Source organism: Sinorhizobium sp. 8-89 (assembly GCF_030124325.1).
GTDB lineage: Bacteria > Pseudomonadota > Alphaproteobacteria > Rhizobiales > Rhizobiaceae > Sinorhizobium.
This window is the reverse complement of record NZ_JASKLR010000005.1, coordinates 148,121-165,433: the sequence shown is the minus strand read 5'-3', so window position 1 is coordinate 165,433 and position 17,313 is coordinate 148,121. Positions and strand designations below refer to the sequence as shown.

The following is a 17,313-nucleotide window of genomic DNA, read 5'->3' as shown; positions in this document are numbered from 1 at the left end:
CAGCACCGGACAATCCCGCCTCAGTTCTTGCTCATGGCGGTCAGCCATTCGTCGATCCAGGCCTTGCGGTTGGCCGCGACTTCCTCGGAAGACATCAGGAATGTCTTTTCCGGATTGACGAGCTTGCCGAAGGCGTCCGGCAGCGGCTCCTTGGTTGCCGCCACCGGCATCATCCAGTTGGTCGTCGGGATGATCGATTGGAAGTCGGGGCCGGTCATGAAGGCCAGAAACTCCTTGGCGAGTTCCGGTTCCTTCGCGTTCTTCGTCATGCCGGCCACTTCGATCTGGATGTAGTGCCCCTCGGCGAAGGAAGCGGCCTGATAACGCTCGGTGTTTTCCGTCACCATGTGGTAGGCAGGCGAGGTGGTGTAGGAGAGAACCATCGGCGCTTCGCCCTTGGTGAAGAGGCCATAGGCTTCCGACCAGCCAGGGGTCACCGTCAGCACGCGGTTCTTGAGCTTGGCCCAGGCGGCGGCGGCCTCCTCGCCATAGACTGACTTCACCCAGAGCAGCAGTCCCAGGCCCGGGGTCGAGGTGCGGGGATCCTCGATGACGATCTTTTGCGAAGGATCGCCCTCGACCAGTTCCTTCAGGCTCTTCGGCGGGTTCTTCAGCGCTTCGCTATCGTAGATCACGGCGAAATGGCCGTAATCGTAGGGGATAAAAGTTTCGTCCGAAAAGTTGCCGGGAACTTTGACGGCGGAAGTATCGAGGCCGTGCGGCGCGAAAAAGCCTGTCGCCTTGGCTTCTGCGACGAGGTTGGTGTCAATGCCGAGCACGATATCGGCCTTCGTTTGCTCGCCTTCGAGCTTCAGTCGGGTCAGAAGCTCGACGCCGTCGGCGACACCGACATAGTCGACGTCGCAGCCGCAGGTCTTCTCGAAGGCCTCGGCGACTTTCGTGCCCGGCCCCCATTCGGTGATGAAACTCTCATAGGTGTAGATCGTCAGCTTCTTTTCGGCGGCGCTGGCACCGAACGGCAAGGCTGCCGCGATTGCCGTTAGCGCAAGCCGGCTAAGCAATTTGGCGTAAAGCGGACTGGACATGACGGGCACCTCTCTCCCTCTTGTTGATGTTGCGGGAAAAGGGCGCATCGGTCCGATCGCTTCTAATCCCTCCGCCGGTATGAACCGGATCAGGTTCCGCGGGTTGGCTTGAGCCTCTCAGCCTTGGTTCCGCAAGCGGACCGAGGCACCCCGTTAGAGCAGCAAAGATTTAGCTTTCGGCGGCAGGTCTGGCAAGCCGGGTTTCGGCGGAAACATTTGCCGTCCAAGCCATCTGCGCTATTAAACCAAACAACTGTCGGCGGCGTTTGTTCGCCTGCTGCGGCAAATTCAACGTACAGCGTCCTTTGCGCGTCCAATCAGGCGCGCGGCGATGTAGCCGGGAGATACTCTCATGCCAGACATGCTCGTTCGTCTCTATGCCTTGCCTGAAAGGCGCGCTTCCCGGCTCGGGCCCGGCATCAGCATTCGCCGGGCGATGGCTCCGGAACGCGGGATCGTGCTTGCCTGGATCGAAGAGCGGTTTGGCGCCGGTTGGGTCGGCGAGGCTGAAGCCGCCTTCTTGTCAACGCCGACCAGAATTCACATCGCCGTCCACGAAGGTCGCGTCGTCGGTTTCGCTTGCCATGACGTGACGGCGCTTGGCTTCTTCGGGCCGACGGGCGTCGAGGAAAGCATGCGCGGTCAGGGGATCGGCGAGGCGTTGCTCATCGAGAGCCTGATGGCGATGCGCGCCGCGGGCTACGGCTATGCCGTCATCGGCGGCGTCGGTCCCGCCGATTTCTATGCCCGTGCAGTCGGTGCCGTGGAGATACCGGATTCGGTGCCTGGTATTTATGCGGGTATGCTCTTTCCCGGCGAAGCCCCGTCGGAAAGCTGATGCGCAGCCTTTGCTGCCGCCAAACGGCTCTCGGCCTTTAGAGCGGGGTGAGGAAAAGTGCGTGCGGTTTTCCGCCCGCGTCCCGCTCTAACCCATTAGAATCGATCGCGGTTATGATTTTGGTCGATTCGACCCAAAATCATCGTGATCTGGTCGTGCCTTTGCGCTATGGGCTTCTGCCATGGCCCAATCGACCTTCACCATCCTTCTCGGCGGTACGCTCACCCGCACCGAGCGGCTTGCGAGCCAGCTTTCGGGTAGCCGCTTCATCGCGGCCGACGGCGGCATGCGCCACGCGAGCACACTTGGCATCGTTCCCGAACTCTGGGTCGGCGATTTCGACTCGACCGACGATGCGTTGCTTGCCACGTTCGCCGAGGTTCCGCGTGAGAGCTATCCCGCGGCAAAAAGCGCGACCGACGGGGAGATCGCGGTCGAGGCTGCGGTCGCGCGCGGCGCAACGTCACTGATCTTCGCCGGCGCCCTCGGCGGCACCAGAAGCGACCACGCCTTCCTGCATCTGCTGCGAGCCGTGGCGATCGCCGAAGAGGGGCTGCCGGCGCTGATGACCTCCGGCGAGGAGGAGGCCTATCCGCTGCTGCCCGGCGCGCGGGAGATCGATCTCCCGAAAGGCAGCCTTTTCTCGATCCTCGGGCTCAGTGCGCTTTCCGGCCTTTCCATCGAAAACGCGCGTTATCCGCTCGACGGCTTCGCCTTGCCCTTCGGTTCCTCCCGGACCATTTCCAACATTGCGGAGGGGCCGGTCCGCTTTTCCTTGAAATCCGGCCGGGCGGTTATTCTCGCCCGTCCCTATGACCTTTCCGGAGCCTGAAGCCTTGGCGCCACCCATTCTGAAGCTCGATGACATCTTCCTGACCTTTGGCGGCGCGCCGCTGCTCGCGGGCGCCAACCTGCAGGTCGAGCCTGGCGACCGCATTTGCCTCGTCGGGCGCAACGGCTCGGGCAAGTCCACGCTCATGAAGATGGCCGCCGGCCTCGTCGAACCGCAATCGGGCGAAATCTTCCGTCATCCCTCGGTGACCGTTCGCTATCTGCATCAGGCGCCGGATTTCGAAGGCTTCGATACCGTCCAGGCCTATGCGGAAGCGGGGCTCGGCCCGGGCGACGATCCCTATCGCGTCGCCTATCTGCTGCAGCATCTTGGGCTGACCGGCGAGGAGGATCCGAAGCGGCTTTCGGGGGGCGAGGCGCGGCGTGCGGCACTTGCCCGTGTGCTGGCACCGGAGCCGGACATCCTGCTCCTCGACGAGCCCACCAACCATCTCGATCTCCCGACCATCGAATGGCTGGAGGACGAACTCACCCGCAGCCGCTCGGCGCTCGTGCTCATCTCGCACGACCGGCGCTTTCTCGAAAAGGTCTCGACGGCGACCGTCTGGCTCGACCGGGGCCAGTCGCGCCGGCTCGACCGCGGCTTTGGCCATTTCGAGGCGTGGCGTGACGAGGTGCTGGAGGCCGAGGAACTGGAGCAGCACAAGCTCGGCAAGGCGATCGAGCGCGAGGAGCATTGGCTACGCTACGGCGTCACGGCCCGGCGCAAGCGCAACATGCGCCGTCTTGGCGACCTGCAGGACATGCGCACGCGTTATCGCGGCCACAAGGGGCCGCAGGGCACGGTGCAGGCAGCGGCGGCGGACGCCAAGGAATCCGGCAAGCTCGTGATCGAGGCGGAAAAGATCACCAAGGCTTATGCCGATCGCACGATCGTCGCGCCGTTCTCGATCCGCGTCCACCGCGGCGACCGGATCGGCCTCGTCGGCCCGAATGGCGCCGGCAAGACGACGCTGCTCAAACTTCTGACCGGCCAGATCGAGCCGGACTCCGGAACCGTCAAGCTCGGTACCAATCTCGAGATGGCGACGCTCGACCAGAAGCGCGAGGACCTGAACCTTGACGAGACGCTGGCGCACTACCTGACCGACGGTCGCGGCGACAACCTCCTCGTCAATGGCGAGCAGCGCCATGTCACCGGCTATATGAAGGATTTTCTCTTCCAGCCGGAGCAGGCCCGCACGCCGATTCGCGAGCTTTCGGGCGGCGAACGGGCGCGGCTGATGCTGGCGCGCATTCTGGCGCGCGCCACCAACCTTCTGATCCTGGACGAGCCGACCAACGATCTCGACATTGAAACGCTCGACCTCCTGCAGGAGATCGTCGCCGGTTTCGCCGGTACGGTGATCCTCGTCAGCCACGACCGCGATTTTCTCGACCGTACGGTGACCTCGACCATCGCGCCGGCCAACCCGGAGGCACCGGATGGTCGCTGGATCGAATATGCGGGCGGCTATTCCGACATGATGGCACAGCGCAAAGGTGCGATCGAGGAAAAGCGGAAGATCGAAAAGGCGGAAAAGGCAAAGTCGAGCGATGCTCCCGCTGCTCCGTCCGAAGCGCCGAAGGCCAAGGGCAAGCTCTCCTACAAGCAGAAGTTTGCGCTTGAAAACCTGCCGAAGGAGATCGCCAGGACCGAAGGCGAGATCGCCAAGCACGAAGAGAAGATGGCCGATCCCAATCTCTTTTCGAAAGACCCGAACGGCTTTGCGAAGATTGCCGCCGAACTGGAAAAGTTGAGGGAAGGCCTCGCGCGGATGGAAGAGGAATGGCTGGAGCTTGAAATGCTGCGCGAGGAACTCGAGGGCTGACCCTGGAGCGCCGCGCGTTCTTTCAGACGCGCGGAGGACGCTGCTGCAGTCGCTCGTTGAACGGCTTCGTCAGATATGATAAGGAAAACTTATTATTTCCCACCGTGAATGATTGTGATGCCGATAAAGATCGAATCCGAAACGATCGGGATGCTGTTGACTGATGTCTCCCGGCTGCTGCGCGGCGCGTTCGACCGGAAGGTGAACGCGATGGATCTCGGTATCACGCCCGGCGAGGCCCGCACGCTGATCCAGGTCGCGCTGACCGAAGGCATCAAACAGGCGGAAATCGCCACCCGGATGGGTATAGAGCCGATGACGCTCTCGGCCTATCTCGACCGGCTCGAGGGGCTGGGACTGGTCGCGCGTGTGCCGGATCCGGCCGATCGGCGCGCAAAAAACGTCGTCATCACCGACAGCGCCGATCCGCTGTTAACGGAGCTTATGGCCGGGCTTCGCGAAATGATAAACGCCTATACCGCAGGTCTCGATGAAGCGGAGCGCGAATTGCTCTGCGGTAATCTCAGGATCCTGCGCGACAATCTCCGGCGGCTCGACCCCTGCCTCGCCGGCAAGGAGACCGGCAAGGAAAAAGGACCAGCCCAATGACGCTCAAGATGAGCGAACGGCGCACGAGCATCATCGGCGCGTTCCTGGTGGCGCTCGGCCCGGTCTCCATGGCCCTCTATACGCCAGCGATGCCGGAGCTCGTCCGCGCCTTTGCCTCGAGCGAAGCGGCGATCAAGATGACGCTATCACTTTATTTCGGCGGCTTCGCTTTCGCTCAGCTCGTCTCGGGCACGCTCTCCGACGTCATCGGCCGCCGCCCGGCGACATTGATCTTCATGGCCATCTATCTTGCCGGCAGCCTGATGGCCGCCTTTGCACCCTCGGTCGGCGTGTTGCTGGCCGGACGCCTGGTGCAGGGGATTGGTGCCTCCGTCGGCATGACCGTGGCGCGCGCCATCGTGCGCGACCAGTTCACCGGCACCACGGCCGCCCGCATCATGAACATGATCGGGATGATGCTGGCGATCGGTCCTGCGGTTTCGCCGACGCTCGGCGGCCTCGCGCTCGGCCTCTTCGGCTGGCAGTCGATCTTCTTCCTGATGGTGGGCTTCGCGTTGATGGCCTGCTTCACCGTCCAGTTCTTCATGCTGGAAACGGTGACGCCGGACCGCAGCAAGGGGCGTATCGGGCCCATTTTCGCCGCCTATCGCGAGCTCCTGAAGGACAGCCGCTTTCTGTCGTCGACGCTGGTAATCGCCGGCGCCGTCGGCGCGCTCTATGCACAGGCGACGATGCTGCCCTTCGTGCTGATCGGGCAAGTCGGCCTGACGCCGACCGAATTCGGTGTCGGCATGCTCATGCAGTCGGGCTTCTTCTTTTCCGGCACGGTCAGCGTGCGGCTGCTGATGCGGCGCTTCACCCCGCAGGCGCTTGTCCCCGTCGGCCTTTCGTTCATCGGCGCCGCCAGCCTTCTGCTCGCCTTCACCATGCATGCGCTCACGCCCAGCTTCCTGTCGGTGATGGCGCCGATCGGCGTCTATGCCTTCGGCATCGCCTTCGTCATGCCTTACATGATGACCGCTGCCATGGTGCCTTTTCCGCATATCGCCGGCACGGCCTCCGCGATGATGGGCTTCATCCAGATGAGCGCGGGACTTCTCGGCGGCGCGCTTGCCGCCCTCGTCGGCGTGCCGGCGCTAGCGCTCGGCACGATCATCCCTGGCTTTGGGCTCGCCTCGATAGTCAGCTATTTCTGGTACCGCAAGACCGTTCGCCTGCGGCCGTTGTCCGCGCCGGCGGCGGCCGATGACAGGCTGCGCGAAGCGGCGGAATAGACTTCCATCCGTAACAGAAAGACCGCGGCAGATTGCTCTGCCGCGGTCCTTGATTTCGAACGACTCTGCGGTCGCCTCAGCGGTTGCGCGCGGCGAGCGTGCGCAGGCGCAGCGCATTGAGCTTGATGAAGCCGGCGGCGTCCTTCTGGTCGTACGCGCCCTGGTCGTCCTCGAAGGTGACCAGCTTGTCGGAATAGAGCGACTTCGGGCTCTCTCGGCCGGTGACCATGACATTGCCCTTGTAGAGCTTCAGCGTCACTTCGCCTTCCACATGCTCCTGGCTCTTGTCGATCGCGGCCTGCAGCATCTCGCGTTCCGGCGAGAACCAGAAGCCGTAGTAGATGAGCTCGGCATAGCGCGGCATCAGCTCGTCCTTCAAGTGCGCGGCGCCGCGGTCGAGCGTGATGCTTTCGATCGCGCGATGAGCGGCAAGCAGGATGGTGCCGCCGGGGGTCTCGTAGACGCCGCGCGATTTCATGCCGACGAAGCGGTTTTCGACGAGGTCGATGCGGCCGATGCCGTTGTCGCGGCCATATTCGTTGAGCTTGGCGAGAACCGTCGCCGGCGACATGCGCATGCCGTTGATCGAAACCGCGTCGCCGCGCTCGAAGCCGACCTTGATGATGGTGGCCTCGTCGGGTGCGGCTTCCGGCGAAATCGTGCGCATATGCACGTATTCAGGGGCCTCCTGCGCCGGGTCTTCCAGCACCTTGCCCTCGGAGGAGGAGTGCAGGAGGTTGGCGTCGACGGAGAAGGGGGCCTCGCCCTTCTTGTCCTTGGCGACCGGAATCTGGTGCTTCTCGGCGAATTCCAGCAGGTCCGTGCGGCTCTTGAACGACCAGTCGCGCCAGGGCGCGATGATCTTGATGTCCGGGTTCAACGCATAGGCCGAGAGCTCGAAGCGGACCTGGTCGTTGCCCTTGCCGGTCGCGCCATGGGCGATCGCGTCGGCGCCGGTCTTCCTGGCGATGTCGATCAGGTGCTTGGAGATCAGCGGACGGGCGATCGAGGTGCCGAGCAGGTAGACGCCCTCATAGACGGCGTTGGCGCGGAACATCGGGAACACGAAATCCCTGACGAACTCTTCGCGCACGTCCTCGATGTAGATTTCCTTGATGCCGAGCATCTCGGCCTTCTTGCGCGCTGGTTCCAGCTCTTCGCCCTGACCGAGATCGGCGGTGAAGGTCACCACTTCGGCGCCCAATTCCGTCTGCAGCCACTTGAGGATGATCGAGGTGTCGAGACCGCCGGAATAGGCGAGAACGACCTTCTTCACGTCTTTGTGCGATGCCATGATGTCTGTCCGTCTGCTCTGGGAAGCGGCAATGCCGCGTGCAAAATCTGCGGCACTTTAGCCAGAACTTGAAGGGATACAAGCATTACAGCGGCGCCCGGCGAAAATTGACACGCCACGGTACGCCGCAACAGCCTGTGTCGCTAGCGGACACCCGAAACCGCTGGCAAAAAACCGTGTCCGGCGGTATCACCGGCAATCATCTCATTGAGGAATTCGCCATGGACTTCGTGCCAAGCCTGCCGACGCTGCTCGCCTTCGCCGCCGCCAGCCTGCTTCTGGCGGCAACGCCCGGACCGGACATGACGCTTTCGATCAGCCGATCCCTGGCTCAAGGGAGGAAGGCCGCGCTCTTCGTCGTGCTCGGCACCGGCCTCGGCATCGTCGTCCACACGATGCTCGTCGCCTTCGGCATTTCAGCGCTCATCACGGCGTCGCCGACCGCCTTCCTGGTGCTGAAGACGGGCGGGGCCGCCTATCTATTCTGGCTCGCCGTCCAGGCAATTCGCCACGGCTCGACTCTTTCTGTGAAGAAGATCGACGGGGCGAAGGGAACGGCCGTCTCGAACGTTGCGACCGGCTTCTGGGTGAACATCCTCAACCCGAAGGTCGTGATCTTCTTCATGACCTTCCTGCCGCAGTTCGTCAGCGCAAACGATCCGTCGGTCACCGGAAAGTTGCTGTTCCTCGGCTTCTTCTTCATCGTCATCGGCATGCCGGTGAATGCGATGGTCGTGCTTGCCGCCGATTGGCTTGCCGCGTGGCTGCAGAACAACAAGCGCTTCATGCGTGCGCTTGACTTCAGCTTTGCCGGTGTCTTCTCGGTCTTTGCGGTCAAGATTTTCCTGACGCAGGCGCGCTGAGGTACGCGGCGACTGGTTTTTTGCCCCTCGTCTGCCTGCCGGCATCTTCTCCCCGCACGCGGGCAGAAGAGACAAGCAGCAAGCTCCCAGTCCCTCTCCACTCAAATGCTAACTTATCGTCGGGCCGCAGGTCTGTGCGGCAACGTTGCGGCATCTGTTCTTCTCCCCGTCCAACGGGGAGAAGATGCCGGCTGCAGATGAGGGGCAATGGCGCCGGAAGGGCCGATGTAGCGGCTCAACCGATCAGCAGTGCGTCGTCGTCCAGCGTCTGGCCGCGGATGCGGCGGAACATGGCGATGAGGTCCTCGACCTCAAGCGTCTTGCGGCTGTCGCCGGCGACGTCGAGCACGATTTCGCCACCGTGAAGCATGATCGTGCGATGGCCGTAGTCGAGTGCCTGGCGCATCGAGTGGGTGACCATCATCGTCGTCAGCTTGCGTTCGGTGACGATCTTCTGCGTCAGGTTCATGACGAATTCCGCCATGCCCGGATCGAGAGCCGCGGTGTGTTCGTCGAGAAGCAGCACCTCCGATCCGGCAAGTGTGGCCATCACCAGCGAGACGGCCTGTCTCTGGCCGCCCGACAGAAGATCCATGCGGTCGCCCAGGCGGTTTTCGAGCCCGAGATTGAGTTCGGCAATCCGTGCGCGGAAGTGTTCGCGACGTTTCGCGCCGAGCGCGGGCGTCAGGCCGCGACTTTCGCCGCGCCTGGCGGCAAGCGCCAGATTCTCCTCGATGGAAAGCGCGCCGCAACTGCCGGCGAGCGGATCCTGGAACACGCGCGCAACGAGGCCGGCGCGCGCCGGTGTTCCCTTGCGGGTGACGTCCGTGTGCCCGATCGTAACCTCGCCTTCGCTCGGCAGGACGTCTCCGGCGAGCACGCCGAGCAGCGTCGATTTGCCGGCCCCGTTCGAGCCGATCACGGTGACGAAGGAGCCTTCCTCGATGGTCAAGGTGACGCCGTTCAGCGCCTGTTTCTGCAAGGGTGTGCCCTTGCCGAAAACGACCTTGATGTTCTTAACGCTGATCATGCGGCACCTCCGCGACGCAGACGAGGAAGGACGAGCGCCACGGTGACGAGAGCCGCGGTGACGAAGTTGAGGTCCGAGGCCTGCAGGCCGAGCACGTCGGTCGACAGCGCGAGCTGGATGGCAATGCGGTAGAGGATAGAGCCGAGCACGCAGCCGGCGAGCGCGATCAGGATGCCGCGGGCGCCGAACAGCGTTTCACCGATGATGACCGCCGCGAGCCCGACGACGATCGTGCCGACGCCGGACGTTACGTCAGCAAAGCCGTTGGTCTGGGCGAAGAGCGCGCCGCCTAAGGCAACAAGCGCGTTGGAGATCGCCATGCCGAGATAGATCTGGCGGCTGGTATCGACCCCCTGGGCGCGGGCCATGCGGGCATTGGCGCCGGTCGCTCGCATGGCGAGGCCGGCGTCGCTCTCAAGAAAGCGCCAGACGGCGAGGACGGCGGCGAGCACAAGAATGCCGACGAAGAGCGGGCGAACGTAGAAGTCCCGGAGGCTCAGCCCATAGAATGGCGAAAGCATGGTGTCGGCATTGATCAGCGCGACGTTCGGCTTGCCCATGACGCGCAGGTTCACCGAGAAGAGGGCGATCATCGTCAGGATCGAGGCGAGCAGGTTGAGGATGCGGAAGCGCACGTTAAGCAGCGCCGTGACAATGCCGGCCGCGGCGCCGGCGACCATCGCGACGGCCGCGGCGAGCCACGGATTGACGCCCGCAATGATCAGAACCGCGGTGACCGCCGCGCCGAGCGGAAACGACCCGTCGACCGTCAGGTCGGGAAAGTCGAGCACGCGAAAGGCAAGGAAGACGCCGACGGCGACAAAGGCATAGACGAGCCCCAGTTCCACGGCTCCCCAGAAAGCGATTTGACTCAACGCTCGGCCCTTTTCAGTCATGTTTCGCGCAAAGCGACTGCATGTTTCCTTAAATCGTAGCCGATTTAAGGATAAAAACATGCAGCACTTCAAAGTGCTACAGCGTCCTTTGCGCGTCTGATAAGACGCGCGGCGCTGTAGATGCGCGCAACGTGTTTGTTGATAGCGAACCGCCCCCGTATGGAACGGGGGCGGCAAAAAGGCAATAAACTTGCGTCCTCGGCGCAGTCGTTACTCGACGACGCGGGTCGCGCGCTTGACGACGCTTTCCGGCAGGGTTACGCCCATCTTGGCGGCAGCAGCCTTGTTGATGACGAGGTCGGTGCCGGCGGCGACCTTGACGGCGATGTCGCCCGGATTTTCACCTTTCAGAATACGAACGACGACGTCGCCGGTCTGCTTGCCGACGTCGTAGTAGTTGAAGCCGAGGGCCGCGACCGAGCCGCGGGAAACGGAATCGGTATCAGCGGTGAAGAGCGGCAGCTTGCTTTCCTCGGCCACGGCGACGGCACCTTCGAGCGCGGAGATGATCGTGTTGTCGGTCGGAACGTAGATCGCATCCGCGCGGCCGACGAGGGCGCGGGCCGCACCCTGGACCTCGGCCGATTTCGTTGCGGCGGACTCGACCACGGCAAGCCCTGCCTTTTCGGCTTCGGCCTTGAGGGCGGCGAGCAGCGAGACGGAGTTCGCCTCACCGGAATTGTAGAGATAGCCGATCGACTTGGCGTTCGGCAGGATTTCCTTGATCAGCGCCACGTGCTCGGCAACCGGCGACATGTCGGAAAGACCGGTTACGTTGCCGCCGGGCTTCTCCATATCCCGGACGAGCTGCGCGCCGAGCGGATCGGAAACGGCGGTGAAGACCACCGGGATGTCGCGCGTCGAGGAGACTACGGCCTGCGCGGAAGGCGTCGAGATCGGAACGATGACGCTCGGCGCTTCGCCGGCGAACTGGCGGGCGATCTGCGCCGCGGTCGCCGGGTTGCCCTGTGCCGATTCGTAGATGAACTTGAGGTTCTCGCCTTCCTTGTAGCCGGCAGCGGCGAGCGCATCCTTGACGCCGTCGCGGGCGGCATCGAGCGCCGGATGCTCGACGATAGCCGTCACGGCAACAGTAACCTCGTCGGCGCGCGCCGGCAGGGAAAGCGCCACGGTGGCGGCAAGAGCTATGAGAAGTGAGCGCATGGATGTCCTCCGATTTTTTGGCGTGGGATTGTGGGGCAAGGCCACATTGCGTCGTCCGCATCCCGCTTCAGGAATGATTTCGCCGCTTTCTTAGGAAAGCAGAGGGATGAAATCAATCGATGGGAATAGCTTCATCCATCAATCTTCTTCATCGATCGGGGATGTGATGAGAGCCATTCCCTTGTCCTGCTCGGAGTTGCTGCGATTGCCCCTCACCCTAGTCTTCTCCCCGCGAGCGGGGAGAAGGGACCAAGGCGGTGCGGCAAACCCCTTCTTCTGCGGGGAGAAGGTGCCGGCAGGCGGATGAGGGGCCAATAAGCCGCTCCCAGCTCTTGAAATTACGCAATTCCGGACGGGAAAACCGTTACACACTTCTGGAATTGCTTAATCCTCGCCGTGATTGGCAATCATCATCGCCTCGAAGGCAAGGCGGTCGACCTTGCGCATGCGTTCGGACTCCGACTTGAGCTGGCCGCAGGCCGCCAGGATATCGCGGCCACGCGGCGTGCGGATCGGCGATGCATAACCGGCCTGATTGATGAAGTCGGCGAATTTTTCGATCTGCTCCCAGTCTGAGCACTGGTAGTTGGTGCCCGGCCAGGGATTGAAGGGGATGAGGTTGATCTTTGCCGGGATGCCCTTCAACAGCTTCACCAGTTCCCTGGCATCCTCGAGACTGTCGTTGACGTCCTTCAGCATTACATATTCGAAGGTGATGCGGCGCGCGTTCGACAGGCCCGGATAGGCGCGGCAGGCATCCATCAGCTCCTTGAGCGGATACTTCTTGTTGATCGGCACCAGCATGTCGCGCAGGTCGTCGCGCACCGCATGCAGCGAGATCGCCAGCATCACACCGATCTCCTCACCGGTGCGGTAGATCTCGGGGACGATGCCGGACGTCGAGAGCGTGATGCGGCGCTTCGAGAGCGAAAGACCGTCGCCGTCGGACGCGATCAGGAGTGCGGTCTTGACGGCCTCGAAATTGTAGAGCGGCTCGCCCATGCCCATCATTACAATATTGGTGATCTTGCGGCCTTCCGCGGGCACGATGGCGCCTTGCGGCGTATCGCGCTCGGGAAAATCGCCGAGCCGGTCGCGCGCAAGCAGCAACTGGGCGAGAATTTCTTCGGCCGTCAGGTTGCGCACCAGCTTCTGGGTGCCGGTGTGGCAGAAGGAACAGGTGAGCGTGCAGCCGACCTGGCTCGAGATGCAGAGCGTGCCGCGGCCTTCCTCCGGGATGTAGACGGTCTCGATTTCGACCGGCCGGCCGGCGCCCCGCGGCGGAAAGCGCAGGAGCCACTTGCGCGTGCCGTCGTTGGAAATTTGCTCCTCGACGATCTCCGGCCGGGCGATGGTGAAATGCTCCTTGAGCATTTCGCGCATGTCCTTGGAGACGTTCGACATCTGGTCGAATTCGGAAACACCGCGGACATAGAGCCAGTGCCAGAGTTGGCTGACACGCATCTTGACCTGACGCTCCGGCACGCCTCTTTCAACGAGCAGCTTGGCCATGTCCTCGCGCACGAGGCCGATCAGCGATGACTTCTCGGTCTGCGGCGTCGGGTGCACCTGCGGCGCCTTGACGACGTCCACCCTGTTCAAGATCTCAGTGGCTGCCATGCTTGATGTCCTGTCATACAGCGAAGGCCCGTCCGGAGAAGGATTCCGGATCATGTTCCGATGCTCGAATTGAAAACTGGCGAGCCTTCGAGCGCGGCAATGGGGCGCGGGGCTCTGAATTTGGCGGCGCTTTAGCATTCTTTTCGCCGCGAGTCACCATGACGCCGCGGTTCGAATGCAAAAAGGCCGGCGCCAATGGGCCGGCCCTCGCATCGGGTTGTGCCGTGTTACTGCATGTTTCCTCAAAATCGGCGCCGATTCGAGGATAAACCACGCGACAATTCAAGGGTGCTATGTCGACCTTTATGCGTCTAAAGGACGTAAAGCGTCGCAGGTGTTACTTGCAGGCTTCGATCTGCTTCAGCGCAGCCGAAATGCCGGAGAGGGAATAGGAATAGGACGTCTCGGTTCCCTTGCGCGATTTTGCGCTGACCGACATGTCCTTGCCCGACCTCATCGCCGCCACCAGCGCGGGTTCTTCCGCGGCGTTTTCGACCCAAGCGGAATTGCCCTTGGTGAACATGGTGAAGGTCCGGCCGTCGATGATCACGTTGACCTTGGAATTGTCCTGCAGCGGATAGCCCATCATCGCCTGCGGTTCGTAGCTGATGTTCTGCCCCGGGCGCTGCGAGACGAGGAAGAAGATATCGCCATGGTCTACACCGGCAGGGCTCTTCTCCTTCGGAACCGACAGGACGTAGCAAACCTTACCGGCGCCGGCCTGGTAGGAATAGGCGCCCCAGGCGTTGAACTGCTGGATTCGTGTGGGGGATTGAGCGGCAGCAACGCCGGCCGCTGCCAATACGAGTGCGATTGCAGTTGCGATCTTTCTTACAAACATGAGGTCCTGCCGCTTGTCTTGCTTGCGATCGCCCGAAACAGGTGAGACGGCCGATGCATAGTCACGATTTGATTTATTTTGACTTAATTCAGGTTACTAAACCGTCAACGATCACTGAAATCCGCTCGTTTCCGCCCCGAAACAGGCCAGCGACACACCCGTGCAGTCGAAGCTTGGCGCCTGTCGGCGTGCCGTTCTTCGTGCCTGCGGATTTGCCGGTTCGGTCGATCGTCAATTCTGGAGGGCCGTGGCCGGTAGGAGTTCCCTGTCTCAAATCTCGCCGCAACGCACTGTCCTGCAGCCGTTTTCGCCCACAGCCGTCACGTTTGCGGAATCTATGTCACAAAGAATCGGGCAAGAGTTTGTCTTTCAGGCAGAAATGCGGCGGTCACGCATTGTGAGGATTATTCGTCATCCGACCTGTCGCGCAGGGCCTCGTCGGCCTTGTGGTAATGCGCCTCCTTGATCTGGCCGCTGATCGCGGCAAAGGCGGCCGTCAGCACGGCGATGTCGTCGGAAAAGCCGACGACGGCCAGCATGTCCGGCACGAAGTCGAGGGGCAGGACGAAATAGGCAAGCGCCGCGAGCAGGATGCCGCGTGTACGCGTCGGAGTCTTCGGATCCACCGCACAATAAAAGGCGGCGACGAGATCACGGCTGAAGGGAATCTGACGGGCTGCGCGGCGAAAGGTCGGCCAGAACCGGCGGCGCACCTTGCGTTCCCGGCGTTCCTGTTCGGATTCCTCACCAGGGAGGAGAATTTCACCGATCTTGATATCGTCCATCGCGTCCGTTCCGGTAGTTCAAAGTGTGGCGACCTTTGTGCGTCAAATAAGACGCGGGGCGCTGTGGGCCGCAGTCTGATATGGGGAAGGCATGCGCTATTTCAAATGGTCGGGCATCCGCCCGGTCGCCGCGCGATCCATTTTCGCCGCCAGCTTGAAATCGAGCTCCGTGAGCCCGTTCGCGTCGTGCGTCGAAAGCGTGACATCGACCCTGTTGTAGACATTGAACCATTCGGGGTGGTGATCGAGTTTCTCGGCGGCAAGGGCGCATTGCGTCATGAAGCTGAACGCTTCCGCAAAATTCTTGAAGCGAAACGCTTTCCAGATCGATGCGCCATCCTCGGCGAGAACCCAGCCCTCCATCTTGTGCAAATGATCGGCGACAGCCTCGGCATCCAGTTTTTCCGGCCCCATGCTGTTTCTCCCTTGACGTCTTCGTGCCTGACACGGACCCATCAGGTTATCCTCAAATCGGAACCGATTTAAGGATAAAACCGGCTGCAATTCGAAGTTCTAACGGCGACCTTTGCCTCCGAAGAGACGCACGGCGCTGTAGTCTCGAATAAACCCCGCGCAGGCCATGCCGCACAACTCTCAATGCGAACTGGATAGCATGAAACCGGTCAGAATTCTCTTTGTTTGTCTTGGCAATATTTGTCGTTCACCCCTGGCCGAGGGCATCCTGCGGGACCTCGCCGAAAGGGCGAGCCATGGTCGCGCGGTCTCCATCGATTCCGCCGGCATCGGCGGATGGCACATCGGCGCTCCGCCGGATCAACGGTCGATTTCGGTGGCGAAGGCGCACGGGATCGATATAGCGGCCCTGCGCGGGCGCAAAATCACGACGGCGGATTTCGCGGCCTTCGACCTGATCCTCGCCATGGACATGAGCAACGTCCGCGACCTCAGCGTGCTCGCGCCTGCGGCAATGGCAGGCAAGGTGCATCTTTTCATGCAGTATGCCACCGGCCGGGACGGAGATGTTCCGGATCCCTATTACGAAGAAGCGGCGGACGCCTTCGAAGCGGTCTACCAGATGCTGGAAGCCGGATGCTTGTCGCTGTTGGCGAGACTCGGGGAACGCGCCTCGTGAAGCGGAAAAACCTCTTCGGTCAGGTAAGGACCGCCGCCGACGGAATCGCGCGACGACAGGAGGACGAAGCGGGAGACCGTAAAGGGTGAGGTGAGAAAATTGCCGCGCCCCGAGAGATAGTTCACGACGTCCTCGACGCGGGAGGAACGCAGTCTCGCGAGAGTCACGTGCGGCGTGAATTTGCGCGGGTCCGGCGGCAGGCCGATGCGCTGGCAGATGCGTTCGATTTCCGCCTGAAGCGCAAACATTTCAGGTTCGTTGCTGACGCCGGCCCAGACCGAATGCGGTTTTTTCGAGCCGAAGGCGCCCGTGCCCGTCAATTGCAGCTGGAACTCGGGGCGCTCGATCCGGTCGAGCCTTTCGACGATCTCGTCGGCGGTGCGTCCGTCGACATCGCCGATGAAACGCAGAGTGATGTGATAGTTTTCCACATCAATCCATCGAGCTCCGGGAAGACCTCCGCGCAGCAAGGAAAGGCTCATCGCTGCATTGCGCGGAATTTCGAGGGCGGTGAACAGTCTCGGCATGGCGAGCTCCCCGAATCTCTTGCAGATATCTCAGCGAATCACGCATCGAGTCTGCACGCAACTGTTATTTAGCGCGACAGAGCGTTAACGTTCTCTTAACTGTGGACCGAAACATCACTCCGCTTTGTCCAGCGAGGCGATGAACCGCTCCGCAACAGGCAGGAAACGCTCCACCATCTTGCCGATGCCCTGGCTGTTTGGGTGCATTCCGTCTTCGAGCTTCAGCGCCGCATCGATCGCCACGCCGTCAAGGAAAAACGGATAGAATTCGAGATCATATTTCGCCGCCAGCTCCGGGTAGATGGGGTTGAAGCGGGCGGCATAGTCGGTGCCCATGTTGGGAGGCGCCATCATGCCGGCAAGCAATACGGCGATACCGCGCTCCTTGAGCCGGGTGATCATCGCCTCGAGATTTTTTCGCGACTCCTCCGGCGGAATGCCGCGCAACGCGTCGTTCGCGCCGAGTTCGAGGATCACGCCTTTCGTTCCATCCGGCACCGACCAATCAATGCGGGCAAGGCCGCCGGAGGTGGTGTCGCCGGAAACGCCGGCATTGACGATCGCGACGTCGAGGCCCTTGTCTTTCAAAGCTTTTTCGAGGCGGGCAGGGAAGGCGTCCTCGGGCGGGAGCTGGTAGCCGGCCATCAGGCTGTCGCCGAAGCCGACGAGACTTACACTCTCGGCGCGCACCGCTGACGATAACGCGATTGTCATTGCCAGGCTCAAGAAAAAGCGCAGAAAATCTTTTAATGCCATAGGCTCATTCCTAAATGCCCGAAGGGGCAATCATTTTCGTCATCCAGTCTCGT

Annotated in this window: 18 protein-coding genes and 1 riboswitch; of the genes, 7 read left to right on the top strand and 11 right to left on the bottom strand. The window is 62.0% G+C overall.

All coding sequences use genetic code 11. The annotated features are described in order from the left end of the window. Positions 1-20: 20 nt before the first annotated feature. On the bottom strand, positions 21-1,046 hold the full coding sequence (gene thiB, locus QN219_RS13080) for a thiamine ABC transporter substrate binding subunit (RefSeq protein ID WP_284000116.1): 1,026 nt from the start codon (positions 1,044-1,046) through the stop codon (positions 21-23). Between the two features lie 49 nt (positions 1,047-1,095). Beyond that, positions 1,096-1,209: riboswitch (TPP riboswitch) on the bottom strand. A 189-nt stretch (positions 1,210-1,398) separates the two neighbouring features. On the opposite strand from thiB, the gene QN219_RS13075 reads away from it, so the two are divergent. From QN219_RS13075 to QN219_RS13055, 5 genes are all read left to right on the top strand, one after another. Beyond that, positions 1,399-1,884 (top strand): GNAT family N-acetyltransferase, encoded by a 486-nt coding sequence (locus tag QN219_RS13075; RefSeq protein ID WP_284000115.1) that lies wholly within the window; start codon positions 1,399-1,401, stop codon positions 1,882-1,884. Positions 1,885-2,065: 181 nt separating this feature from the next. Next, complete coding sequence (locus QN219_RS13070; RefSeq protein ID WP_269280370.1) at positions 2,066-2,716, top strand: thiamine diphosphokinase; 651 nt, start codon at positions 2,066-2,068, stop codon at positions 2,714-2,716. A 4-nt stretch (positions 2,717-2,720) separates the two neighbouring features. After that, positions 2,721-4,547 (top strand): ABC-F family ATP-binding cassette domain-containing protein, encoded by a 1,827-nt coding sequence (locus QN219_RS13065; protein ID WP_284000113.1) that lies wholly within the window; start codon positions 2,721-2,723, stop codon positions 4,545-4,547. Between the two features lie 117 nt (positions 4,548-4,664). Further along, the gene (locus QN219_RS13060) at positions 4,665-5,156 is read left to right on the top strand and encodes a MarR family winged helix-turn-helix transcriptional regulator (protein WP_269280376.1); all 492 of its coding nucleotides are present in this window, start codon (positions 4,665-4,667) and stop codon (positions 5,154-5,156) included. Further along, entirely contained in the window at positions 5,153-6,391 is a 1,239-nt protein-coding gene (locus QN219_RS13055) for a multidrug effflux MFS transporter (protein WP_284000112.1), read from the top strand. The genes QN219_RS13060 and QN219_RS13055 overlap by 4 nt, the downstream gene beginning before the upstream one ends. A 76-nt stretch (positions 6,392-6,467) precedes the next feature. Here the strand turns inward: QN219_RS13055 and QN219_RS13050 are convergent, their stop codons facing one another. After that, the gene (locus QN219_RS13050; RefSeq protein WP_284000111.1) at positions 6,468-7,685 is read right to left on the bottom strand and encodes an argininosuccinate synthase; all 1,218 of its coding nucleotides are present in this window, start codon (positions 7,683-7,685) and stop codon (positions 6,468-6,470) included. Positions 7,686-7,906: 221 nt separating this feature from the next. Here QN219_RS13050 and QN219_RS13045 point away from each other — a divergent pair, with 221 nt between their 5' ends. Continuing rightward, positions 7,907-8,548, top strand: coding sequence for a LysE family translocator (locus QN219_RS13045; protein WP_284000295.1), 642 nt, complete (start codon positions 7,907-7,909; stop codon positions 8,546-8,548). A gap of 235 nt (positions 8,549-8,783) precedes the next feature. Here the strand turns inward: QN219_RS13045 and QN219_RS13040 are convergent, their stop codons facing one another. The 7 genes from QN219_RS13040 to QN219_RS13010 all read right to left on the bottom strand — a co-directional run bounded on the left by QN219_RS13040 (position 8,784) and on the right by QN219_RS13010 (position 15,298). Beyond that, positions 8,784-9,578, bottom strand: a complete 795-nt coding sequence (locus QN219_RS13040; protein WP_284000110.1) for an ABC transporter ATP-binding protein — start codon at positions 9,576-9,578, stop codon at positions 8,784-8,786. Continuing rightward, on the bottom strand, positions 9,575-10,453 hold the full coding sequence (locus QN219_RS13035) for an ABC transporter permease (protein ID WP_284000108.1): 879 nt from the start codon (positions 10,451-10,453) through the stop codon (positions 9,575-9,577). The genes QN219_RS13040 and QN219_RS13035 overlap by 4 nt, the downstream gene beginning before the upstream one ends. A gap of 231 nt (positions 10,454-10,684) precedes the next feature. After that, complete coding sequence (locus QN219_RS13030; protein WP_284000107.1) at positions 10,685-11,638, bottom strand: ABC transporter substrate-binding protein; 954 nt, start codon at positions 11,636-11,638, stop codon at positions 10,685-10,687. Positions 11,639-12,022: 384 nt separating this feature from the next. Further along, positions 12,023-13,258, bottom strand: a complete 1,236-nt coding sequence (gene rlmN / locus QN219_RS13025; protein WP_284000106.1) for a 23S rRNA (adenine(2503)-C(2))-methyltransferase RlmN — start codon at positions 13,256-13,258, stop codon at positions 12,023-12,025. Positions 13,259-13,595: 337 nt separating this feature from the next. Continuing rightward, complete coding sequence (locus tag QN219_RS13020) at positions 13,596-14,099, bottom strand: invasion associated locus B family protein (RefSeq protein WP_284000105.1); 504 nt, start codon at positions 14,097-14,099, stop codon at positions 13,596-13,598. 404 nt (positions 14,100-14,503) lie between these two features. After that, complete coding sequence (locus tag QN219_RS13015) at positions 14,504-14,884, bottom strand: YkvA family protein (RefSeq protein WP_283977919.1); 381 nt, start codon at positions 14,882-14,884, stop codon at positions 14,504-14,506. Between the two features lie 96 nt (positions 14,885-14,980). Next, on the bottom strand, positions 14,981-15,298 hold the full coding sequence (locus QN219_RS13010; protein ID WP_284000103.1) for a 4a-hydroxytetrahydrobiopterin dehydratase: 318 nt from the start codon (positions 15,296-15,298) through the stop codon (positions 14,981-14,983). A 199-nt stretch (positions 15,299-15,497) separates the two neighbouring features. Here QN219_RS13010 and QN219_RS13005 point away from each other — a divergent pair, with 199 nt between their 5' ends. Further along, positions 15,498-15,977 carry a low molecular weight protein-tyrosine-phosphatase gene (locus QN219_RS13005; protein ID WP_284000102.1) on the top strand — a complete coding sequence of 160 codons (480 nt, stop codon included), beginning with the start codon at positions 15,498-15,500 and terminating at the stop codon, positions 15,975-15,977. On the opposite strand, the gene thpR is transcribed toward QN219_RS13005, so the two are convergent. Then, a complete protein-coding gene (thpR, locus tag QN219_RS13000) occupies positions 15,914-16,504 on the bottom strand; it encodes an RNA 2',3'-cyclic phosphodiesterase (RefSeq protein WP_173508706.1) in 591 nt (196 codons plus the stop codon). The two genes, QN219_RS13005 and thpR, sit on opposite strands and share 64 nt — an antisense overlap. Before the next feature lie 114 nt (positions 16,505-16,618). Then, a complete protein-coding gene (locus tag QN219_RS12995) occupies positions 16,619-17,260 on the bottom strand; it encodes an arylesterase (RefSeq protein WP_173508707.1) in 642 nt (213 codons plus the stop codon). Positions 17,261-17,313: the final 53 nt, after the last annotated feature.

Coding starts and splice junctions, on each gene's coding strand:
- QN219_RS12995 (WP_173508707.1), bottom strand. CDS start 17,260: ATGGCATTAAAAGATTTTCTGCGCTTTTTCTTGAGCCTGGCAATGACA.
- QN219_RS13045 (WP_284000295.1), top strand. CDS start 7,907: ATGGACTTCGTGCCAAGCCTGCCGACGCTGCTCGCCTTCGCCGCCGCC.
- thpR (WP_173508706.1), bottom strand. CDS start 16,504: ATGCCGAGACTGTTCACCGCCCTCGAAATTCCGCGCAATGCAGCGATG.
- rlmN (WP_284000106.1), bottom strand. CDS start 13,258: ATGGCAGCCACTGAGATCTTGAACAGGGTGGACGTCGTCAAGGCGCCG.
- QN219_RS13050 (WP_284000111.1), bottom strand. CDS start 7,685: ATGGCATCGCACAAAGACGTGAAGAAGGTCGTTCTCGCCTATTCCGGC.
- QN219_RS13040 (WP_284000110.1), bottom strand. CDS start 9,578: ATGATCAGCGTTAAGAACATCAAGGTCGTTTTCGGCAAGGGCACACCC.
- QN219_RS13020 (WP_284000105.1), bottom strand. CDS start 14,099: ATGTTTGTAAGAAAGATCGCAACTGCAATCGCACTCGTATTGGCAGCG.
- QN219_RS13060 (WP_269280376.1), top strand. CDS start 4,665: ATGCCGATAAAGATCGAATCCGAAACGATCGGGATGCTGTTGACTGAT.
- QN219_RS13005 (WP_284000102.1), top strand. CDS start 15,498: ATGAAACCGGTCAGAATTCTCTTTGTTTGTCTTGGCAATATTTGTCGT.
- thiB (WP_284000116.1), bottom strand. CDS start 1,046: ATGTCCAGTCCGCTTTACGCCAAATTGCTTAGCCGGCTTGCGCTAACG.
- QN219_RS13075 (WP_284000115.1), top strand. CDS start 1,399: ATGCCAGACATGCTCGTTCGTCTCTATGCCTTGCCTGAAAGGCGCGCT.
- QN219_RS13010 (WP_284000103.1), bottom strand. CDS start 15,298: ATGGGGCCGGAAAAACTGGATGCCGAGGCTGTCGCCGATCATTTGCAC.
- QN219_RS13070 (WP_269280370.1), top strand. CDS start 2,066: ATGGCCCAATCGACCTTCACCATCCTTCTCGGCGGTACGCTCACCCGC.
- QN219_RS13030 (WP_284000107.1), bottom strand. CDS start 11,638: ATGCGCTCACTTCTCATAGCTCTTGCCGCCACCGTGGCGCTTTCCCTG.
- QN219_RS13015 (WP_283977919.1), bottom strand. CDS start 14,884: ATGGACGATATCAAGATCGGTGAAATTCTCCTCCCTGGTGAGGAATCC.
- QN219_RS13055 (WP_284000112.1), top strand. CDS start 5,153: ATGACGCTCAAGATGAGCGAACGGCGCACGAGCATCATCGGCGCGTTC.